Here is an 18,047-nt window from a genome sequence, read left to right on the forward strand (position 1 = left end):
GATGGTACAATTTCACCTATGAATTACATAAATTCCCCTATTGAACAAATAAGCTTTAATAATCAAAAATATTTTGTAAAAAGAGATGATTTATTAAACAAAGATTTTTCAGGAAATAAGGCTAGAAAGTTTTACTATTTTTTGAAAAATGATTTTCCTGAAGTAAAAAAAGTTATATCCTTTGGTTCTGCACAATCAAATGCAATGTATTCTCTTTCTGTATTATGTAAAATCAAAGGTTGGAAATTTGATTATTATGTTGATCATATTGCTTCATATTTAAAAGAAAATCCAGTAGGAAATTATAAATTTGCTAAAGAGTTTGGAATGAATATTATTGAAGCTGAAGTTCCAAAAAGTTTCAAAGAAGATGAACTTTTTATTAGCGAAGGTGGAGCTGTAAAAGAGGCTTCTTTTGGAATAGAGATTTTAGCAAATGAGATAAAAACTTGGGCAGAAGAAAATCAAATAAAAAATCTAAAAGTTTTTTTACCAAGTGGTACAGGAACAACATCACTTTATTTACAAAAATTTCTTCCTTTTGAAGTTTTGACTTGTTCTTGTGTTGGTGATGATGAATATTTAGAAAAACAGTTTTTAGAACTTGAAAAATCTAATTTTCCAATAATTTTAAAAAAAGAGAAAAAATATCATTTTGGGAAACTTTATAAAGAGTTATATGAAATTCATAATGAATTATTAAAGCAAACAAATATTGAATTTGATTTACTTTATGATAGTTTAGGTTGGATCTGTTTAGATAAATATACAAAAAATTTACGAAATAGAGATTTTGAGATTTTATATATTCATCAAGGTGGACTTTTGGGAAATATTTCTATGAAAGAGAGATACTCTTTTAAATTTGATAAAAAAGAAGAAAACAGATTATGCTAAGTAAAAAAGAGATAAAACTTATTAATTTTATAAAATATACACCTATTTTGATAGTGATTTTTATTTGTATATCTATTACTTTTCTTTTATATATTGATAAAAATATAGTTTTACAAAAAGATTTAAAAATTTTGCAAAAAGAGTATTTAGATAAAAATAAAGAGATGATTAAAGATGAAGTAAATAAAGTTTATGACTATATCTCTCACAAAAAACTAAATAGTGAAGAAGAATTAAAAAAAGATATAAAAAATAGAGTTTTAGAAGCACACTCTGTGATGACATATATATATGAAAAATATAAAAATATTGAAACAAAAGAGCAAATAACAAATCGTATCAAAGATTCTTTGAGAGAATTAAAGTTTAATGATAATAGGGGTTATTTTTATATATATTCAATGGATGGATATAATATTTTACATCCACTCTTACCAAATCTAGAAAATAGAAATATTTTAAATTTTAAAAATGAAAAAGTAAAAGAGGTATTTCTTAATATAAAAAAAGATTTAGAGATAAAAGATGAATCTTATACAAATTTATTTTGGGAAAAACCTGAAGATTTAAGTAAAGAATATAAAAAAATCACTTTTAATAAAATATTTGAACCTTATAACTGGCATATAGGAACAGGTGAATATGTGGAAGATTTTGAAAATAAATTAAAAGAGGAAATTTTAGATTATTTAAATAGTATCAGGTATTCTAAAAATGGATATATTTTAGTGGTAGATTCAAAAGGTACTTATTTATCACATATACAAAAAACATATATTAAAGCTAATCGTATAGATTTAAAAGATGAAAATGGTTTTATGATTACAAAAGAGATTATAAAATTAGGACAAATAGGTGAGGGTTTTTTAAAGTACGTGGGCACTATAAAACCTGAAACAAATTTACCAGCAGAAAAAATTACTTATGTAAAAGGTTTTAAAGATTGGGACTGGGCAATAGGAACAGGTTTTTATACAGATGAATTAGATGAACAAATAAAAGTAAAAGAACAAGAGTTTAAAGAGGAATATTTTAATAATTTGATTAATTTATTAGTAATGAGTTCAATATTAACTCTTGTTTTTTTATTTTTATCTTTTTATCTTTCTAAGAAATTACAAAAGAGATTTTATAAATATAAACAACAAGTTTTAACTCATATAAAAAAAGATAAACAAAAGGATGTGATTTTAGCAAATCAATCTAAAATGGCTTCAATGGGTGAAATGCTTGCAAATATTGCTCATCAATGGAGGCAACCACTTAGTTCAATCTCAACAATTTCAACAGGTCTGAAAGTAAAACTTGAATATTCTGATGTTGAAAAACAAGAAATAATTTCTTCAATGGATATGATTTCAACCACAACAAAATATTTATCTCAAACAATTGATGATTTTAGAGATTATTTTAATCCAAATAAAGAATTAAGTAATTTTAATTTAAAAAATTTATTTATAAATGTTTTTGATTTGGTAGAAAAACAGTTAAATAAAAATGAAATTATTTTAATAAAAAATCTTCAAGATGTTTATATTAATGGATATAAAAATGAGTTATTACAAGTAATTATAAATATTTTAAATAATTCAAAAGATCAACTAGAAAAAAACCAAAATCAAAATAAATATATTTTTATAGAGATAAAAAAAGAAGAAAATAGAGTTAAACTTTTTATAAAAGATAATGCAGGAGGAATTCCTGAAAATATTATTGATAAGATTTTTGAACCATATTTTACAACAAAATTCAAATCAAAAGGTACAGGAATAGGACTTTATATGTCAAAAGAGATTATTGAAAAACATATGAAAGGTGAAATTATTGCTTATAATAAAAGTTTTATTCATGAAAATATCTCTTACGAAGGAGCTGTTTTTGAAATAACACTTTTTATAGAATTAGAAAAGAGTTAATTAAATTCTTTTACTAATTTTATAAAATCTTCTTCTTTTAAAGCTTTAGAATAAAACCATCCTTGAATTTCATCACAATTTTCTTTTTCTAAGAACTCTTTTTGTTCAAGAGTTTCCACACCTTCAGCAATAACTTTTACTTCTAAGCCTTTACCTAAAGCTATTATACTTCTTGTAATTGCCACATCTTTTTTATCATTTGGCAAAGAGCTTGAAAAAGATTTGTCTATTTTTAATTTATCAATTGGAAATAGTTTTAAATAACTAAGAGAAGAATAACCTGTCCCAAAATCATCAATAGATAGTTTTACCCCTAAGTTTTTTAACTCATTTAAAATCAAAATAGATTCTTGAATATTTTCCATTATATATGTTTCTGTTAATTCTATATCTAAATTAGCAGGATTTAATTTAGATACTTTAAGTTCTTCAGTGACTTTATTTAGTAAATTTCCATGTTTTATCTGAATACTTGAAATATTAACTGAGATAATACCTTTTTCTAAAATTTTTGATTCATTTAATTTTTTCATAAAAGCACACGCTTCTTTTAAAACAAATTCACCAATAGGAATAATCTGTTTTGTTTCTTCAGCATGAGATATAAAATCACTTGGATAAACAACACCTAAACTTTTATGATTCCATCTTACAAGAGCTTCAGCACCTATTATTTTATTTGTTTTTAAATCAATTTGAGGTTGATAATATACTTCAAATTCATTATTTTGAATAGCATCATTTAACTCTTGTTTCATAATAACTTTTTCATAAATTTCACTAGTCATTTCATTTTTATAAAAATGAAATTGATTTTTTCCTGCATTTTTTGCACTATACATTGCTGTATCTGCATGTTTTATTAAATCTTCTACATCAAAACCATTATTTGGAAAAATAGAAATACCAATACTTATTGTCACATCAAACAAATACTCTTCCATTTTTATTGGTTCTTTAAAATCAAAAAGAATTTTTTTTGCTATTGATTCAATATCACTTATTTCTAAAATATCTTCAATTACAATAATAAATTCATCTCCACCAATTCTTGAAATAGTGTCATTTTTTCTAATATTTTTTGAAAGTCTAGTTGCAACTAAATTTATTATATTATCCCCTATAGAATGACCATACGTGTCATTTATTATTTTAAAATTATCAATATCTATAAAAAATACAGCAAGTCTTTGTTGTAATTCATTTGCTTTTTCAATAGATTTATTTAATCTAGCTTTTAATAAAAGTCTATTTGGTAGATTTGTAAGTGGGTCATGATGTGCTAAAAATTCAATTTTTGCACTAGAATTTTTGATTTTACTAATATCTGAAAATAGTGCAACATAGTTTAAAATATTTCCATTTGTATCTTTTACAATACTTAAATTTAGCCATTCAGGATAAATTTCACCATTTTTCTTTCTATTCCAAATTTCACATTTGTAGGAATCATTTTTCAATAAATTTTCCCAAAGATTTTTATAAAAATCCTTACTATGTTTTCCTGATTTTAAAATTTTAGGATTTTTATTTTTTACCTCTTCAAATTCATAACCAGTGATTTTTGTAAAAGCATTATTAACTGAGATAATTTCACCTTTTTCATTGGTAATGATAATGCCTTCAGTTGTATTTTCAAAAACTATATCTGAAAGTTTTAGTTTTTTTTGGATTTTTTCTTCTAAAGTGATATCTTTAAAAACACAATGAGTTTTAATATTTCCATTTACACTTGAGATATTTCCTGTAAAGCTAGCTATTAATGTCTCACCATTTTTCTTTTTTATTTTAATTCGTTCATCTTTTATAGTTTTATTTTTTAAAAATATTGAAAACAAACCTTTTAAAGTTTCATGAGTTTCATCTGTGAATTTACTAAATTTTTGATTTATAACTTCATCTTTACTATAGCCTGTAAGTTCAAGCCATTTATTATTTACATTTGTAATTTGACCTAAATGATTTAAAGATTGATAAGGATAAGGCATTTGTTCATATAAAAGTTTAAAAGAATTTTCTATTTGTATATTTGTATTTGCTATTTCTGAGATATTTGTAAAAAGAAGTTTTATAATAGAATTATCTAAAATTTTTGTAACAATAACTGTTAATTGAAAGATATTATCACCAATTTCTATTATTTCATTTTCATTAAAATTATTATTTTTTATTTTTTTATAAATATAATCCCATTTTTGAAAAGGAATAATTGAGTCTATATTTTGGTCTATTCTTATATCAAATAATTTTTTTGCTTTATCATTAAACCAATAAATTATCTGTTCTTCTTCATTGTCAAAAAGTTCAATTACTGCTTCATTTAAAGAGTTGAATGTATTTTTTACATCTTTTAATTTAGATTCTAAGAATAGATTGTAGTTTCCTTTTATATTATTTAAAATATCTTTAGATGTGATAATAAAATATTCTTTTTTTTCATCATCAAAAATTACAGCCCTTCTAATATCTTTTTCTTTTAAAATTTTTACTATTTCAAATAGAGGTTTTTTACTATCAAAAACGATTAGGTTTTTATGACTATATTCATCTATTTTTAATGAAGTATCTATATGTTTTTGTGCGAGATTTATAATATCACTTTCAGTCAAAATACCAATAGGAATTAAATCATCAAAAACTAAAATTGAACCTATATTATGCTTATTCATAATATTTAAAGCATCTTGAATAGAAGAATCTTTATTTACAAAAATTGCTTTTTGTTTGTTTTTTACTAAATCTATAGCCTTTATATTTGTTTTAAAAATATCTTGTTCAAATTCATAAATAATTTTTTCTTGTAAAATTGAACCAATGTAATTATTTTCATTATCTGTAACAATAATTCTTCTAATTTTATGATTTAGCATAAGTCCTAAAATATAATTTGTTTTTCGATTTGATTTTGCACTTATTAGGTTTTTTTTTGCGTAATTTATAGCTTTTAAATTTAAATTAACATGATTTGTATATAAAAGTAAAATATCTCTTTCTGTAATTATTCCAACTGGTTTTTTATTTTCAATCAAAACAAAATGTTTTGTATGATTTTCTATCATTGCATCTAGAATATCTTGTAAAGTTGCTTTACAATTAATAGAATCTTTTATTGGGGAAATAAGATTATTTAAGGACATATTTTTTCCATTAGAATAAGTATAAAATTGGCTTGAATTCTATCAAAATAATACATAATAAAAACTAATAGCTTTTTATGTAATCTATAAATTTACTATAAATTAGATATAATCCGCAACTATGAAAGATACAAATATTATACTAATTGGTTTTATGGGTGTTGGAAAAGGCACAGTTGCTAGAGCTATTGTTGAAGAATCAGGAATGTACGCTATTGATACAGATGATTTAATTGAAAGTATGGAAAATCGAAAGATTAAAAAGATATTTGAAAAAGAGGGTGAGCCTTATTTTAGAGAACTTGAGAAGAAAACTGCTTTGTGGTTAGAAAATAATGTAAAAGGAACATTGATTTCAACAGGTGGTGGGTTTTACAAACAAGAAAATCTAAAAAAGATTGGAAAAGTTGTATATCTAAAATCATCATTTAAAGGGATATTAGATAGGATAAACAGCGCACCAAATGCAAAAAATAAATTAAGAAAAAGACCTCTTTTAAAAGATTTAAAAGCAGCAACAAAACTTTTTAATGAACGAGCACCTTTGTATGAAAGTGTTGCAGATATAGTTGTTGATGTTGAAAAAAAAGATATAAAATTAATTGTTAAAGAGATTTTAGGACAAATATAAAATGAAAATAATAAATACTAAAGATACAAATTTTAATGAAGAGTTTGAAAATATATTAGCAAGAGCTAAAAGTGATATAAAAGGTGTTTCTTCTATTGTTATGAATATCATTGATGAGATTGTAACAGATGGAAATGAAGCACTAAAAAGACATATATCAAAGTTTGATAAATGGGAAGTTGGAAGTGATGAAAATCTTTTAATTTCTTTAGAAGATATGAAAAAAGCGTATGAAAATATTGATGATAACTTAAAGAAATCTTTACATATAGCTTATGATAGAATAAAAGCTTATCATGAAAAACAACTTCCAAAATCTTGGCTTGATTTTGAAGAAAATGGAACTATCTTAGGACAAAAAGTAACAGCTGTTGATAGAGCTGGACTTTACATTCCAGGAGGAAAAGCTGCATATCCTAGTTCACTTTTAATGAATGCAATTCCAGCTATTGTTGCAGGTGTTAAAGAGATAGTTGTATGTACACCAACTCCAAATAATGAGGTAAATGAACTTTTACTTGCGGCTTGTTATTTATGCAAAGTTTCAAAAGTTTATAAAGTAGGTGGAGCTTCAGCAATTGCAGCTATGGCTTATGGAACAAAAACTATTCCAAAAGTTGATGTTATAACAGGTCCTGGGAATATTTTTGTAGCAACAGCTAAAAAGTTAGTTTTTGGAGAAGTTAATATCGATATGATAGCTGGTCCTTCTGAAATAGGAATTTTAGCTGACGAAACAGCAAAACCTCATTATTTAGCAATTGACCTTTTATCACAAGCTGAACACGATGAAATGGCAAGTTCAATTATGATTACAACTTGTGATGAGGTAGCAACTCTTACAAGTAATGAAGTTGAAGAGTATTTAAAAAATTTAAGTAGAGAAGAAATTGCTAGAAAATCTATAGAAGAAAGAGGGGCTATTATTGTAGCTTCATCTATGGAAGAAGCAATTGAACTTATGAATGAAATAGCACCTGAACACTTAGAAGTTATGACTAAAAATCCTTTTGAGTTGTTACCTTATATAAAACATGCAGGTGCAATTTTCTTAGGTGAAAATACACCTGAACCAATAGGTGATTATATAGCAGGACCAAATCATACTCTTCCAACAGGAAGTACTGCTAAGTTTTATAGTCCTTTAAATGTGGAAAATTTTATGAAAAAAAGTTCAATTATTAGTTTTTCAAAAAATGCTATAAATGAACTTGGAGAAGCATGTGCAATTTTAGCTGATACAGAAGGTTTAACAGCCCACGCAAAATCTGTAAGAGTTAGATTAGAAAAATAGATATGAATAGGCTTTATCTTTAAAGCCCTTTAGGTTTTTGCTACTTTTTTTAAGGATTTTGCAAAATCCTGCTAAAAAAGTAGAAATTAAATGAAATAGGTTCCCTTTATAAAGGGACGATTTAAAAGGAATAAATTATGTCAATGTTTGGTGATTGGTTTAGTGAAGATGAAGATGATATTTTTATGGGAAGTCCTAAATCGAAATTTTTTGATGTGAGTAGAGAAGCTTCTAAAGATATTGTAGAAGAAGAAATTGATAAAATTATCGAAAAATTAGCTGTTTTAGAGATGATAGTATCTCAAGATAAAGATGAGAATTTTGATATAAATGAATATATTAAAGAGTACACTTTAGAAAATCATGAAAAAGTAAAAGCTATGAAAAAAGGTCTTTATGTTGAATTCACAGGTGAAATTATTTGTAGATTAGATTCATAAGGTTATTTTTGTGGAAGAGTTAGAAGAAGTAAAAAATAAAATAGTAGAGTTCGTAAAAGTTTGTAATCATGAAAAAAGTTTAGAACTTTTAGATAAATTAGCAACAGGTAAAATGCTAAGGTCTAAACTTATTCTAAAAATTGCAGGAATAAATGAAGAAAGTATTAAGCTTTGTGCAGTTGTGGAGATGATTCATGCTGCATCACTTTTACATGATGATGTTATTGATGAAGCTGATACAAGACGAGGTCAACCTAGTGTAAATGCTCTTTATGATAATAAAACCTCTATAATGTTTGGAGATATTTTATATTCAAGAGCTTTTAATGAACTTTCTCAAATGGATAAAAAAGTTGCTTATCATGTTTCAAATGCGGTTACTCTTTTAAGTATAGGAGAGATGTTAGATGTGGATTTAACAAATTCTTTTAATACTTCTTATGAAAAATACTTTGATATGATTTATAAAAAAACAGCTTCATTAATTGAAGCAAGTGCAAGAAGTGCTGCAATAATTGCAGGTCTAGATGTTGATAAATATGCTTTATATGGAAAAAATCTTGGACTTGCATTTCAAATGATAGATGATATTTTAGATATTACTCAAGACTCAGCAACACTTGGAAAACCAGCAATGTTAGATTTTGTGGAAGGTAAAGTAACTATTCCATATTTATTACTTCATGAAAGAGTTGAAGATAAAGCTAAGTTAGAATCTTTATATAAAAAAGAGTTGACTCAAGAAGAGAGTTCTTGGATTAAAGAGCAAATGATTAAAACAAATGCCTTAAATGATTCTGTCTTACAAGCAAAAACTATAGGAAATGAAGCAATTCAAGCTGTTAAAGATGAAGAAAATAGCCAAAGTTTAGTGATGATTATGAAAGCTATGATAGAAAGAGAGTTTTAATGAGTTACTTAATAATAAGTTTTTCTCATAAAAATATTGATTTAAAAATGAGAGAAAAACTTGCATTTAATAGTTTTGAAGATAAAGAGAGATTTATAAAATTAATTTTAGAAAATGAAACTACAAAAGAGGCTGTTTTATTATCAACCTGTAATAGAGTTGAGATAATTACTAGGTCTTCAAATATAAAACAAAGTTCAAAAGATATTATTGAAAAATTAGCAACCTATTCAGGTTTAGATTTTGATATTTTATATAAAAGAGCTGATATTTATGATAATGATGGGGCTGTTCATCATCTTTTTTCAGTAGCTTCAGCACTTGATTCTTTAGTTATTGGAGAAACACAAATAGTTGGACAATTAAAAGATGCTTTTAGATTTTCTCAAGCAAAAGGTTACTGTGCTACAAATATTACAAGAGTTATGCATTATGCTTTTAAATGTGCTGCAAATGTAAGAAATGCTACGAGTTTAGGAACAGGTTCCGTTTCTGTGGCTTCTACAGCAGTTGCTAAAGCTAAAGATATTATTGGAAATACAAAAGGTGTAAAAGCTTTAGTTATTGGTGCTGGTGAAATGAGTGAATTGACTGTTAAGCATCTTATATCATCAGGATTTGATGTAACAATTACAAGTAGAGATATGAAAAAAGCTCAAAATCTTGCATCTACTTTTGAAGTTCACGTAAATGTAGAACCATATAGTGAGTTATCAAAATTACTTGAGAAAACTCCTATTATGATAACGGCTACTTCAGCACCTTATCCAATTATAACAAAAGAAAATTCGCCAAGTTCTAGTATTGATAGATATTGGTTTGATATAGCGGTTCCAAGGGATATTGATGAGGATATCTCTTTATCAAATTTAGAGATTTATTCAGTTGATGACTTACAAGATATAGTAAATGAAAATATGAGTTTAAGAGCAGAACAAGCAAAAACAGCTTATGGAATAGTAAGTCGAATGTCTATGGAGTTTTTTGAGTGGTTAAAATCTCTTGAAATCGAACCTCTTGTAAAAAATCTTTACGTAAAAGGTGAAGAAATAATTGATAAAAAAGTAAGAAATGCTATTAAAAAAGGTTTTATTAGTTCAAAAGATGAAGAAAATATAAGAAAATTATGTCAAACAGTAATTACTGAATATTTACACACTCCTTCAAAACAACTCAAAGATATTTCAAAAAATATTGAGTGTGATGTTGTAATTGGAACAGTTCAAAATATGTTTGGATTATCAAATGATTCAAATTTGTCTAATAAATATAAATGCGACCATTTAACAAAAAATTAATAATTATAGGAAAATAGTTTATGAAATTCAGTAAGTTTTTTATGCCAACAACAAAAGAAGCACCAAAAGATGCAACATTACCATCACATCAGTATTTAATAAGAGGTGGATTTATAGCTCAAACAGGAGCTGGAATCTATGATTTTATGCCTTTGGGAAAAATTGTTTTAGAAAAAATTAGAGCTATTGTAAAAGAAGAGATGGACAATGCAGGTGCAAATGAAGTTCAATTAGGATTTGTCACACCACTATCTTTATGGGAAGAATCTGGTAGGTCAAATACTATGGGAGCAGAAATGCTTAGATTTAAAGATAGAAAAAATAGTGATTTTGTTTTAAGTCCAACAAACGAAGAAGCAGTTGTAAATATGGTAAAAAACAGAATTACATCATATAAAGATTTACCTGTTCATCTTTATCAAATAAACACAAAATTTAGAGATGAAGCAAGACCTAGATTTGGTCTTATGAGAGGAAGAGAGTTTTTAATGAAAGATGGATACTCTTTTCATTCAAGTGAAGAGGATTTAATTAGAGAATTTAATCTTATGGAAGCTACTTATAAAAAAATTTACACAAGACTTGGTTTGGAGTTTAGGGTTGTAAATGCAGATAGTGGAGCTATTGGAGGAAGTGGTTCTAAAGAATTCCATGTTCTTGCAAATAGTGGAGAAGATACTATTGTTGTTTGTGATTCATGTGATTATGGTGCAAATATTGAAGCAGCGGTTAGAAAACCTAATAAAAAAGAGAAATTACAAACTATTACATTAGAAAAAGTAGAAACACCAAATCAAAAAAGTATTGAAGAGGTGAATAACTTTTTAGGAACAGATTCTTACTATTCAATGAAAGCTGTTATAAAAAAGGCTATTTATGAAGATAAAACAAAAATTGCAGTCTTTTTTGTAAGAGGTTGTGATGAACTTGAAGAGACAAAAGCTGTAAATGCTGTTGGAGCTATAGATTTAGAAGATGCAAGTGAAGATGAAATAGAAAAAGTGGGATTAGTTGCAGGATATTGTGGAATTTTAAATATTACTTCAAATGTTCTAGTTGTTGTTGATAGAGAACTTGAAGGTGAAAACAACCTTGTAATTGGTGCTAATGAAGAGAATTGTCACTATAAAGGTTTTGATTTAACTACTTTAGAAGATGTTACTTATAAAGATTTAGTAGCAGTTCAAGAGGGTGATATTTGTGATTGTTGTGGTGGAAAACTTTCATATACAAAAGGAATTGAAGCAGGGCATATTTTCCAATTAGGAACAAAATATTCTGCGGCTATGAATGCAAATTTTTTAGATGAAAATGGAAAAGCAAAACCATTTGTAATGGGATGTTATGGTATTGGAGTTTCAAGATTAGTTGCAGCTGTGATTGAACAAAATCACGATGAAAAAGGTTGTATTTGGACAAAAGAGACAGCACCTTTTATGGTTGATATTATTGTTTCTAACTCTAAAAAAGAGGAAGAAGCACAAATTGGTGAAAAAATCTATAAAGAATTAAAAGAAGCTGGAATAGAAGCTATCTTAGATGATAGATTAAATGCTAGATTTGGATTTAAAATGAGTGATTTTGAATTAATTGGTTTTCCATTTGCTGTTGTAATTGGAAAAAAATTAGAAGATGGAATGGTTGAAATAGTAAATAGAAAAACATTGGAAAAAATTGAAGTAGAAGTTGAAAATGTTACTAAAAAGATAATTGAATTATTATAATAAAATTTTTAAGGAGCAAAAATGGAAAAAGAGATAGAAAAAGGTATTGAAACTATTACAAAAGATATAAGCTCTTATATTCCAGATAATATAGCTGAAATATTAAGTGGATATGCTTTTTCTTTATTAATGGCTTTATTGATTTTTATTATTGGTAAGTGGATAGTAAATAAAATAGTTGCTGTTTTTGGAAAAGTTTTGAGAAAAGTAAAAGGTGTTGAGGAGACTTTGATAAAGTTTCTGGAAAACATCGTTTATTATGCTTTGATGATAGTTGTACTTTTAACTGCTTTAGGAAAATTAGGAGTTGAAACTACTTCTTTTTTAGCAATTCTTGGAGCTGCTGGTTTAGCTATTGGTTTAGCTTTAAAAGATTCTTTAAGTAATTTTGCTTCGGGTGTTATGATTATTTTATTTAAGCCTTTTAAAGTTGGTGATTTTGTAACTGCTGGTGGAGTTACTGGAAGTGTAACAGAGGTTGGTATTTTTAATTCAGTTTTTACAACAGGAGATAATCAAAAAGTTATTGTTCCAAATGGAACAATAACAAGTGGTTCAATAGTTAATGTAAATGCGAATGACACAAGAAGAGTTGATTTAGTTGTTGGTATTTCATACGATGATGATATTAAAAAAACTAAAGATGTCCTAAATGAAATTATCAAATCAAATGATAAAGTATTAATGGATAAAGGAGTTACAGTTGCAGTATCAGAATTAGCTGATTCTTCTGTTAATTTTGTGGTTAGAGTTTGGGTTAATACTCCTAACTATTGGGATGTAAAATTTGATTTAACAGAAAAAATAAAAATAACTTTCGACAAAGAAGGAATTTGCATTCCATTCCCACAACAAGATGTACACCACTACAACAAAATTTAGTATACCTTTAGTACTAAAAGAGATATTACATAGCCTACAAGAATTAAAAGCAAAACCTATTCTTGTGGGTGGATGTGTTAGAGACTTTTTTTTAAATATTCCCGTAAAAGATTATGATGTTGAGATTTTTGGAATAGACTCTTTAGATATTATTGAAAAATCATTAAGTAAATTTGGAAATGTAAAACTTGTAGGAAAATCTTTTGGTGTTTTAACTTTAAAAATTGATGAGTATGATTTTGATTTTGCACTTCCAAGAATTGAAAAAAAAATAGGAAAATCTCATCAAGATTTTGAAGTTATTACAAATCCAAAACTCTCTTTTAAAGAAGCAGCTATTAGAAGAGACTTTACAATAAATGCAATCGGATATGATTATTTTAAAGATAAATTTTTAGATCCTTTTGATGGCATAAAAGATTTAAAAGATAAAACAATAAAACACATAAATGATAAAACTTTTTGTGAAGATAGTTTAAGAGTTTATAGAGCAGTTCAATTTGCTTCTCGATTTGATTTTAAAATTGCAGAAGAAACAAAAGAGTTATGTAAACAAATAGTTTTAAGTGATGAACTTTTATATTTACCTAAAGAGAGAATTTTTGAAGAGTTTAAAAAACTATTTCTAAAATCAGTAAAACCTTCAATAGGTTTTGAATTATTAAAAGAGTTGGGGATTTTGAAATATTTTTCTGAATTAAAAGCTTTGATAAATTGTGTTCAAGAAAAAGAGTATCATCCTGAAGGTGATGTTTGGATTCATACTTTAATGGCTTTAGATGAATTATCAAAGATATTAAAAGAACAACAAATAGAAAATGAATATAGAAAATTATATTTATTTTATGGGATATTATGCCATGACTTTGGAAAACCTTTTTGTACAAAAGAGATAAATAGGAAAATTACTTCATATAAACATGAAAGTTTGGGAGTAGAACCAACTATATCTTTTTTAGAGAAATTTACAAATGAAAAAAAATTTATTGAGATAGTTTGTTCATTAGTAAAAAATCATCTAGCCCCTTTTCAACTCTATCTTGCTGATTCATCACATAAAGCGATAAAAAGATTATCATTAAAAGTAAATATTGAAGATTTATGTTTGGTTTGTTTGGCTGACTGTTTAGGACGGGATATAAAAGATAAAGATAAATGTCCAAAAGCAATAAATTGGGTTTTAGAAAAAGCAAAAGAGTTAAATATTCATCAAGAACCTATAAAAGCTTTGGTTCAAGGAAGAGATTTGATAAAACTTGGTTTGAAACCATCAAAAGAGTTTAAAGAGATTTTAGAATTTGCTTTTGATTTACAAATTGATGAAGAATTATTAAAAGAAGAAATAATTAATAAAATAATAAATAGATATATTAGTCCTATTATATTAAGATAATATTTACTTTATAAATAATAGAATCAACAAATTTTTTAAGGAGTTTATATGAAAAAAATCATGAGTTTATTAGTATCAACAGCATTAGCATCATCGCTTTATGCAATAAATAATGAAAATACAGGATGTGGATTAGGTTCAATTGTTATTAAAGACCAAAGTACAGTATTTTTACAAGTAATAGCTGCAACTACAAATGGAACATCAGGTAGTCAAACTCTTGGTATTACAAGTGGAACTTCAAATTGTGATAAACCAACAAACTTTGTTTCAAATGATAAATTAAACCAATTTGTTGGAGAAAATATGGATGAATTAGCAATGGATATTTCATCAGGTAAAGGTGAAACTTTAAATACAGTTGCAAAACTTATGAATGTTGAAAATACGCAGGAATTTTCAGCTAAACTGCAAGCAAATTTTTCAGAAATATATACAAGTGAAAATGTAACTTCAGCACAAGTTATTGATTCAATTGCTAAATATATGTAATTTTTTTATTAGAAAGTTAAAGTATTTATTACTTTACTTTCTATGTTTTAACTTCTCTTACTCTTCAGAAATTTTAGATTATGTAGAAAATACTAAACTTTATGAAAATACTTATTGGGCTAAATTATTACACTTTAGAGATGGAATAAGTGAAATAGATTCAGATAACTTTTTTATATCAAAAGATGGAAAAAAAGATTTAAAAAAAGAGTTATTTGAAACTATACAATCTCTACAAAATGGACAAAATAATGTTTTATGTAGATTTCCACTAAGAGTTGAATGGCTTAAACAAAATATTCCATCTTTAGAAAAAACAATTGTTAATTATTCTTGTGAAGAATTAGATAAATATATCTCTATACTCGATGCAAAATATGTAACTATGGTATTTCCAACAGCACATATAAACTCTCCTGCATCAATGTATGGACATACATTTTTAAGACTTAGTTCAAATAATCAAACGCCTCTTATTTCAAATGCAATAAATTATGCAGCAGTAACAAATGAAACAAATGGCTTCCTCTTTGCATATAAAGGTTTATTTGGACATTATGAAGGAAGATATTCGATTTTACCATATTATGAAAAAATAAAAGAGTATAACAATCTTGAACAAAGAGATATATGGGAGTATGATTTAGATTTAAATCAAGAAGAAATAAATAGATTAGTTTTACATACTTTTGAGTTAAAGGATTCATATTCAGATTATTTTTTCTTTAAAGAGAATTGTTCTTATAATATTTTATGGCTTTTAGAAATTGCACGCCCTAGTTTAGATTTAGTAAGTAATTTTGATTTCAAAACAGTTCCTCTTGATAGTATAAAAATTTTACAAAATTATGATTTGATTAAAAATACAAATTTTAGATACTCATCAATGGGAAAAATGAAACATATTTTAAATGAAAAGATAGAAAATAAAGAGTATTTAAAAGAGTTTGTAAATGAAGATGAACCTTTAAATGAAAGTTTAAGTACAAAAGATAAAATTTCTTATTTAGATTTTAAAATATCTTATTTACAATATCAAAGAGCAAATAACAAATATGAGAAGAATGAGTATTTAAAAAAATATTTGCAACTTTTAAAACAAAGAAGTTCTTTTAAGGAGGTTTCAAATTATGAAATAGAAACGCCTTTTGATCCCCTTTATTCTCATGATTCTGCAAGAATTTCTTTTTTTTATGATTCAAATGAGAGTTTTGAGTTAAGTGCAAAACCTGTTTACAATGATATTTATGATATTTCAGATGGCTATTTACAAGGAGCTTTCATAGATTTTTTTGAATTAAATCTAAAAAAACAAAAAGATAAAGATTTAAAACTTGATAGATTTACTCTACTAAAAATAAAATCTTTAGCTCCTAGAGATATGTTTTTTAAACCTATTTCATGGGGAATAGATTTAGGGTATGAGCATTTTAAAGAAGAAAATGATTATCTTAAAATAAAACCAGAAATAGGTCTTAGTTTTGGACAAAATAAAGAGTATATTTATACTATGCTTTCTTCAAATATTTATTATAAAGCAAATGAACAGTTAGCTTCAATAGGAACAAATATAGGTTTTGTTACAAATAGATTTAAAGATTTTAAAATAGGTTTAAATTACTCTTATGATAAATATAATAAGAACTTTGAAAATAAGCAGTTTGAAGGATTTATAACTTATAAATTAAATAGAAATGCGAGTTTAAATCTAAGATATTTAAATGATAATTTATATGAAAAACAAGATATTTTAAAAGTAGGAGTTTCCTACTACTTTTAGGGTCTATATATTCTGTTAGGACTTCCATTTGCCACATGAAAAATAGTAACTCCATATTTTTTAGAGTAATATTTCAATAATAAATGCTGAAGAGTTGGCTCAATTGATGGAGTAAACCAAGCATTATTTGTAATCATAATCATATATCTTGTATCTCCTAGATTTTCAAAAATTTTATCAGTTGTTCCTTCATAACAAATAGCATTTCTAAATTTTTCACCTTTAATTACAAAATCTGTAGGAGTTGAAGCTTTTGAATAATCACTAGCACCATTATAAAACAGTTTATTTATTAAATCTACAAAATATTTAGGAAGAGGAATCTCTTCTCCAAAAGGAACTAAAACTACTTTTTTAGCTACTTGTATCTCACCTTTTGTAAAAAAATATGAAGCATTATAAATTTGATTATTTTCAACATATAAAGCTCCTGTTAATATATCTATTTCATTTGATAAATAAATAAGTCTTTCTAAGAGTTCTGCGTTTTTATTTAAAACATTTGTAAAAGCTGTTTCAGGTAAGACTACTAAATCTTTTTTTGATTCTATTGCTTTACTTATTTCTTCAAAATTTTTTTCAATGAGTGTTGTTTGATACTCTTTTTGCCATTTTAAACTTTGTTCTATATTCATTTGAGACATATAAATATTAGCTTTTGGATTATCTATAAATTCACCTTTACCAAAATCTAAGATAAATAAAAGAGGAATTAAACCTAAAATTTTGTGTCTTTTTAATTTGATTATAAAATAAAAAGAGATTAAAATTAACGCAAAATCAATTTTTGAAGTTCCAATATATGAATCAATAAAGATTAGTTCAAATTTCATCCAATTAAAACCAAATGGAGCAAAAAAAGTAAAGGCAAAAATCATTGCAATTCTAATAGTTAATCTATCATAAAAAGCAAAGAGATAAAAAATAATCGCATAAACTAAACCAATTCCTATTATAACAACTGGCGTTAAATAAATTAAATCATAGTATTGAAGACTAACAGCCATCCAATAACACCATAAAATTCCAGTTAAAAAGCCTGTAATTGGTAAAGAGTTTTTAGGAATTATTAGTAAAAAATAAATAGCAAAAAGACCCAAAAAAGTATTTAATAATTTTATTTCAATATTGAAATGACTTAAGTAAATAAAAGAACTCAACAAAATTGCTGTAATGAAGCCTTTTATTATAAAGTTTTTGTTAGAATAATCGCGTTTTAGTAAAAACATAATAAACTACTTTTTAAAAGGAAA

Annotated in this window: 14 protein-coding genes; 12 read left to right on the forward strand and 2 right to left on the reverse strand. The window is 25.6% G+C overall.

The window, feature by feature from the left end; genetic code table 11:
* The first annotated feature begins 18 nt into the window (after positions 1–18).
* Both AAQM_RS02215 and AAQM_RS02220 read left to right on the forward strand, forming a co-directional pair.
* On the forward strand, positions 19–897 hold the full coding sequence (locus tag AAQM_RS02215) for a 1-aminocyclopropane-1-carboxylate deaminase (protein ID WP_129094522.1): 879 nt from the start codon (positions 19–21) through the stop codon (positions 895–897).
* A complete protein-coding gene (locus tag AAQM_RS02220) occupies positions 891–2,813 on the forward strand; it encodes a sensor histidine kinase (RefSeq protein WP_129094337.1) in 1,923 nt (640 codons plus the stop codon). Before AAQM_RS02215 ends, AAQM_RS02220 begins: the two co-directional genes overlap by 7 nt.
* Here the strand turns inward: AAQM_RS02220 and AAQM_RS02225 are convergent.
* A complete protein-coding gene (locus AAQM_RS02225; protein ID WP_129094336.1) occupies positions 2,810–5,950 on the reverse strand; it encodes an EAL domain-containing protein in 3,141 nt (1,046 codons plus the stop codon). The genes AAQM_RS02220 and AAQM_RS02225 overlap by 4 nt on opposite strands.
* A gap of 121 nt (positions 5,951–6,071) precedes the next feature.
* Here AAQM_RS02225 and AAQM_RS02230 point away from each other — a divergent pair, with 121 nt between their 5' ends.
* From AAQM_RS02230 to AAQM_RS02275, 10 genes are all read left to right on the forward strand, one after another.
* Positions 6,072–6,581 (forward strand): shikimate kinase, encoded by a 510-nt coding sequence (locus AAQM_RS02230; RefSeq protein WP_171920639.1) that lies wholly within the window; start codon positions 6,072–6,074, stop codon positions 6,579–6,581.
* Position 6,582: 1 nt separating this feature from the next.
* Positions 6,583–7,875 carry a histidinol dehydrogenase gene (gene hisD / locus AAQM_RS02235; protein WP_129094335.1) on the forward strand — a complete coding sequence of 431 codons (1,293 nt, stop codon included), beginning with the start codon at positions 6,583–6,585 and terminating at the stop codon, positions 7,873–7,875.
* A gap of 137 nt (positions 7,876–8,012) precedes the next feature.
* Complete coding sequence (locus AAQM_RS02240; RefSeq protein WP_129014270.1) at positions 8,013–8,315, forward strand: DUF2018 family protein; 303 nt, start codon at positions 8,013–8,015, stop codon at positions 8,313–8,315.
* Positions 8,316–8,325: 10 nt separating this feature from the next.
* On the forward strand, positions 8,326–9,225 hold the full coding sequence (locus tag AAQM_RS02245; RefSeq protein WP_129094334.1) for a polyprenyl synthetase family protein: 900 nt from the start codon (positions 8,326–8,328) through the stop codon (positions 9,223–9,225).
* On the forward strand, positions 9,225–10,523 hold the full coding sequence (gene hemA, locus AAQM_RS02250; protein WP_129094333.1) for a glutamyl-tRNA reductase: 1,299 nt from the start codon (positions 9,225–9,227) through the stop codon (positions 10,521–10,523). Before AAQM_RS02245 ends, hemA begins: the two co-directional genes overlap by 1 nt.
* Positions 10,524–10,543: 20 nt before the next feature.
* A complete protein-coding gene (locus AAQM_RS02255; protein ID WP_129094332.1) occupies positions 10,544–12,247 on the forward strand; it encodes a proline--tRNA ligase in 1,704 nt (567 codons plus the stop codon).
* A 21-nt stretch (positions 12,248–12,268) separates the two neighbouring features.
* The gene (locus AAQM_RS02260) at positions 12,269–13,129 is read left to right on the forward strand and encodes a mechanosensitive ion channel family protein (RefSeq protein ID WP_129094331.1); all 861 of its coding nucleotides are present in this window, start codon (positions 12,269–12,271) and stop codon (positions 13,127–13,129) included.
* Positions 13,104–14,522, forward strand: a complete 1,419-nt coding sequence (locus tag AAQM_RS02265) for a CCA tRNA nucleotidyltransferase (protein ID WP_129094330.1) — start codon at positions 13,104–13,106, stop codon at positions 14,520–14,522. Before AAQM_RS02260 ends, AAQM_RS02265 begins: the two co-directional genes overlap by 26 nt.
* Positions 14,523–14,570: 48 nt before the next feature.
* Positions 14,571–15,014 carry a DUF3015 family protein gene (locus tag AAQM_RS02270; protein ID WP_129094329.1) on the forward strand — a complete coding sequence of 148 codons (444 nt, stop codon included), beginning with the start codon at positions 14,571–14,573 and terminating at the stop codon, positions 15,012–15,014.
* Positions 14,998–16,794, forward strand: coding sequence for an Lnb N-terminal periplasmic domain-containing protein (locus tag AAQM_RS02275; protein ID WP_129094328.1), 1,797 nt, complete (start codon positions 14,998–15,000; stop codon positions 16,792–16,794). Before AAQM_RS02270 ends, AAQM_RS02275 begins: the two co-directional genes overlap by 17 nt.
* On the opposite strand, the gene AAQM_RS02280 is transcribed toward AAQM_RS02275, so the two are convergent.
* Positions 16,791–18,023 (reverse strand): apolipoprotein N-acyltransferase, encoded by a 1,233-nt coding sequence (locus AAQM_RS02280; protein WP_129094327.1) that lies wholly within the window; start codon positions 18,021–18,023, stop codon positions 16,791–16,793. The two genes, AAQM_RS02275 and AAQM_RS02280, sit on opposite strands and share 4 nt — an antisense overlap.
* Positions 18,024–18,047: the final 24 nt, after the last annotated feature.

Origin of the sequence: Arcobacter aquimarinus, assembly GCF_013177635.1 — a bacterium.
Lineage (GTDB): Bacteria > Campylobacterota > Campylobacteria > Campylobacterales > Arcobacteraceae > Aliarcobacter > Aliarcobacter aquimarinus.

Excerpts from the sequence above, each read along its gene's own strand:
- AAQM_RS02230 (WP_171920639.1), top strand. The coding sequence starts at position 6,072 with ATGAAAGATACAAATATTATACTAATTGGTTTTATGGGTGTTGGAAAA.
- AAQM_RS02260 (WP_129094331.1), top strand. The coding sequence starts at position 12,269 with ATGGAAAAAGAGATAGAAAAAGGTATTGAAACTATTACAAAAGATATA.
- AAQM_RS02255 (WP_129094332.1), top strand. The coding sequence starts at position 10,544 with ATGAAATTCAGTAAGTTTTTTATGCCAACAACAAAAGAAGCACCAAAA.
- AAQM_RS02270 (WP_129094329.1), top strand. The coding sequence starts at position 14,571 with ATGAAAAAAATCATGAGTTTATTAGTATCAACAGCATTAGCATCATCG.
- hemA (WP_129094333.1), top strand. The coding sequence starts at position 9,225 with ATGAGTTACTTAATAATAAGTTTTTCTCATAAAAATATTGATTTAAAA.
- AAQM_RS02215 (WP_129094522.1), top strand. The coding sequence starts at position 19 with ATGAATTACATAAATTCCCCTATTGAACAAATAAGCTTTAATAATCAA.
- AAQM_RS02225 (WP_129094336.1), bottom strand. The coding sequence starts at position 5,950 with ATGTCCTTAAATAATCTTATTTCCCCAATAAAAGATTCTATTAATTGT.
- AAQM_RS02220 (WP_129094337.1), top strand. The coding sequence starts at position 891 with ATGCTAAGTAAAAAAGAGATAAAACTTATTAATTTTATAAAATATACA.
- AAQM_RS02265 (WP_129094330.1), top strand. The coding sequence starts at position 13,104 with ATGTACACCACTACAACAAAATTTAGTATACCTTTAGTACTAAAAGAG.
- AAQM_RS02280 (WP_129094327.1), bottom strand. The coding sequence starts at position 18,023 with ATGTTTTTACTAAAACGCGATTATTCTAACAAAAACTTTATAATAAAA.
- AAQM_RS02240 (WP_129014270.1), top strand. The coding sequence starts at position 8,013 with ATGTCAATGTTTGGTGATTGGTTTAGTGAAGATGAAGATGATATTTTT.
- hisD (WP_129094335.1), top strand. The coding sequence starts at position 6,583 with ATGAAAATAATAAATACTAAAGATACAAATTTTAATGAAGAGTTTGAA.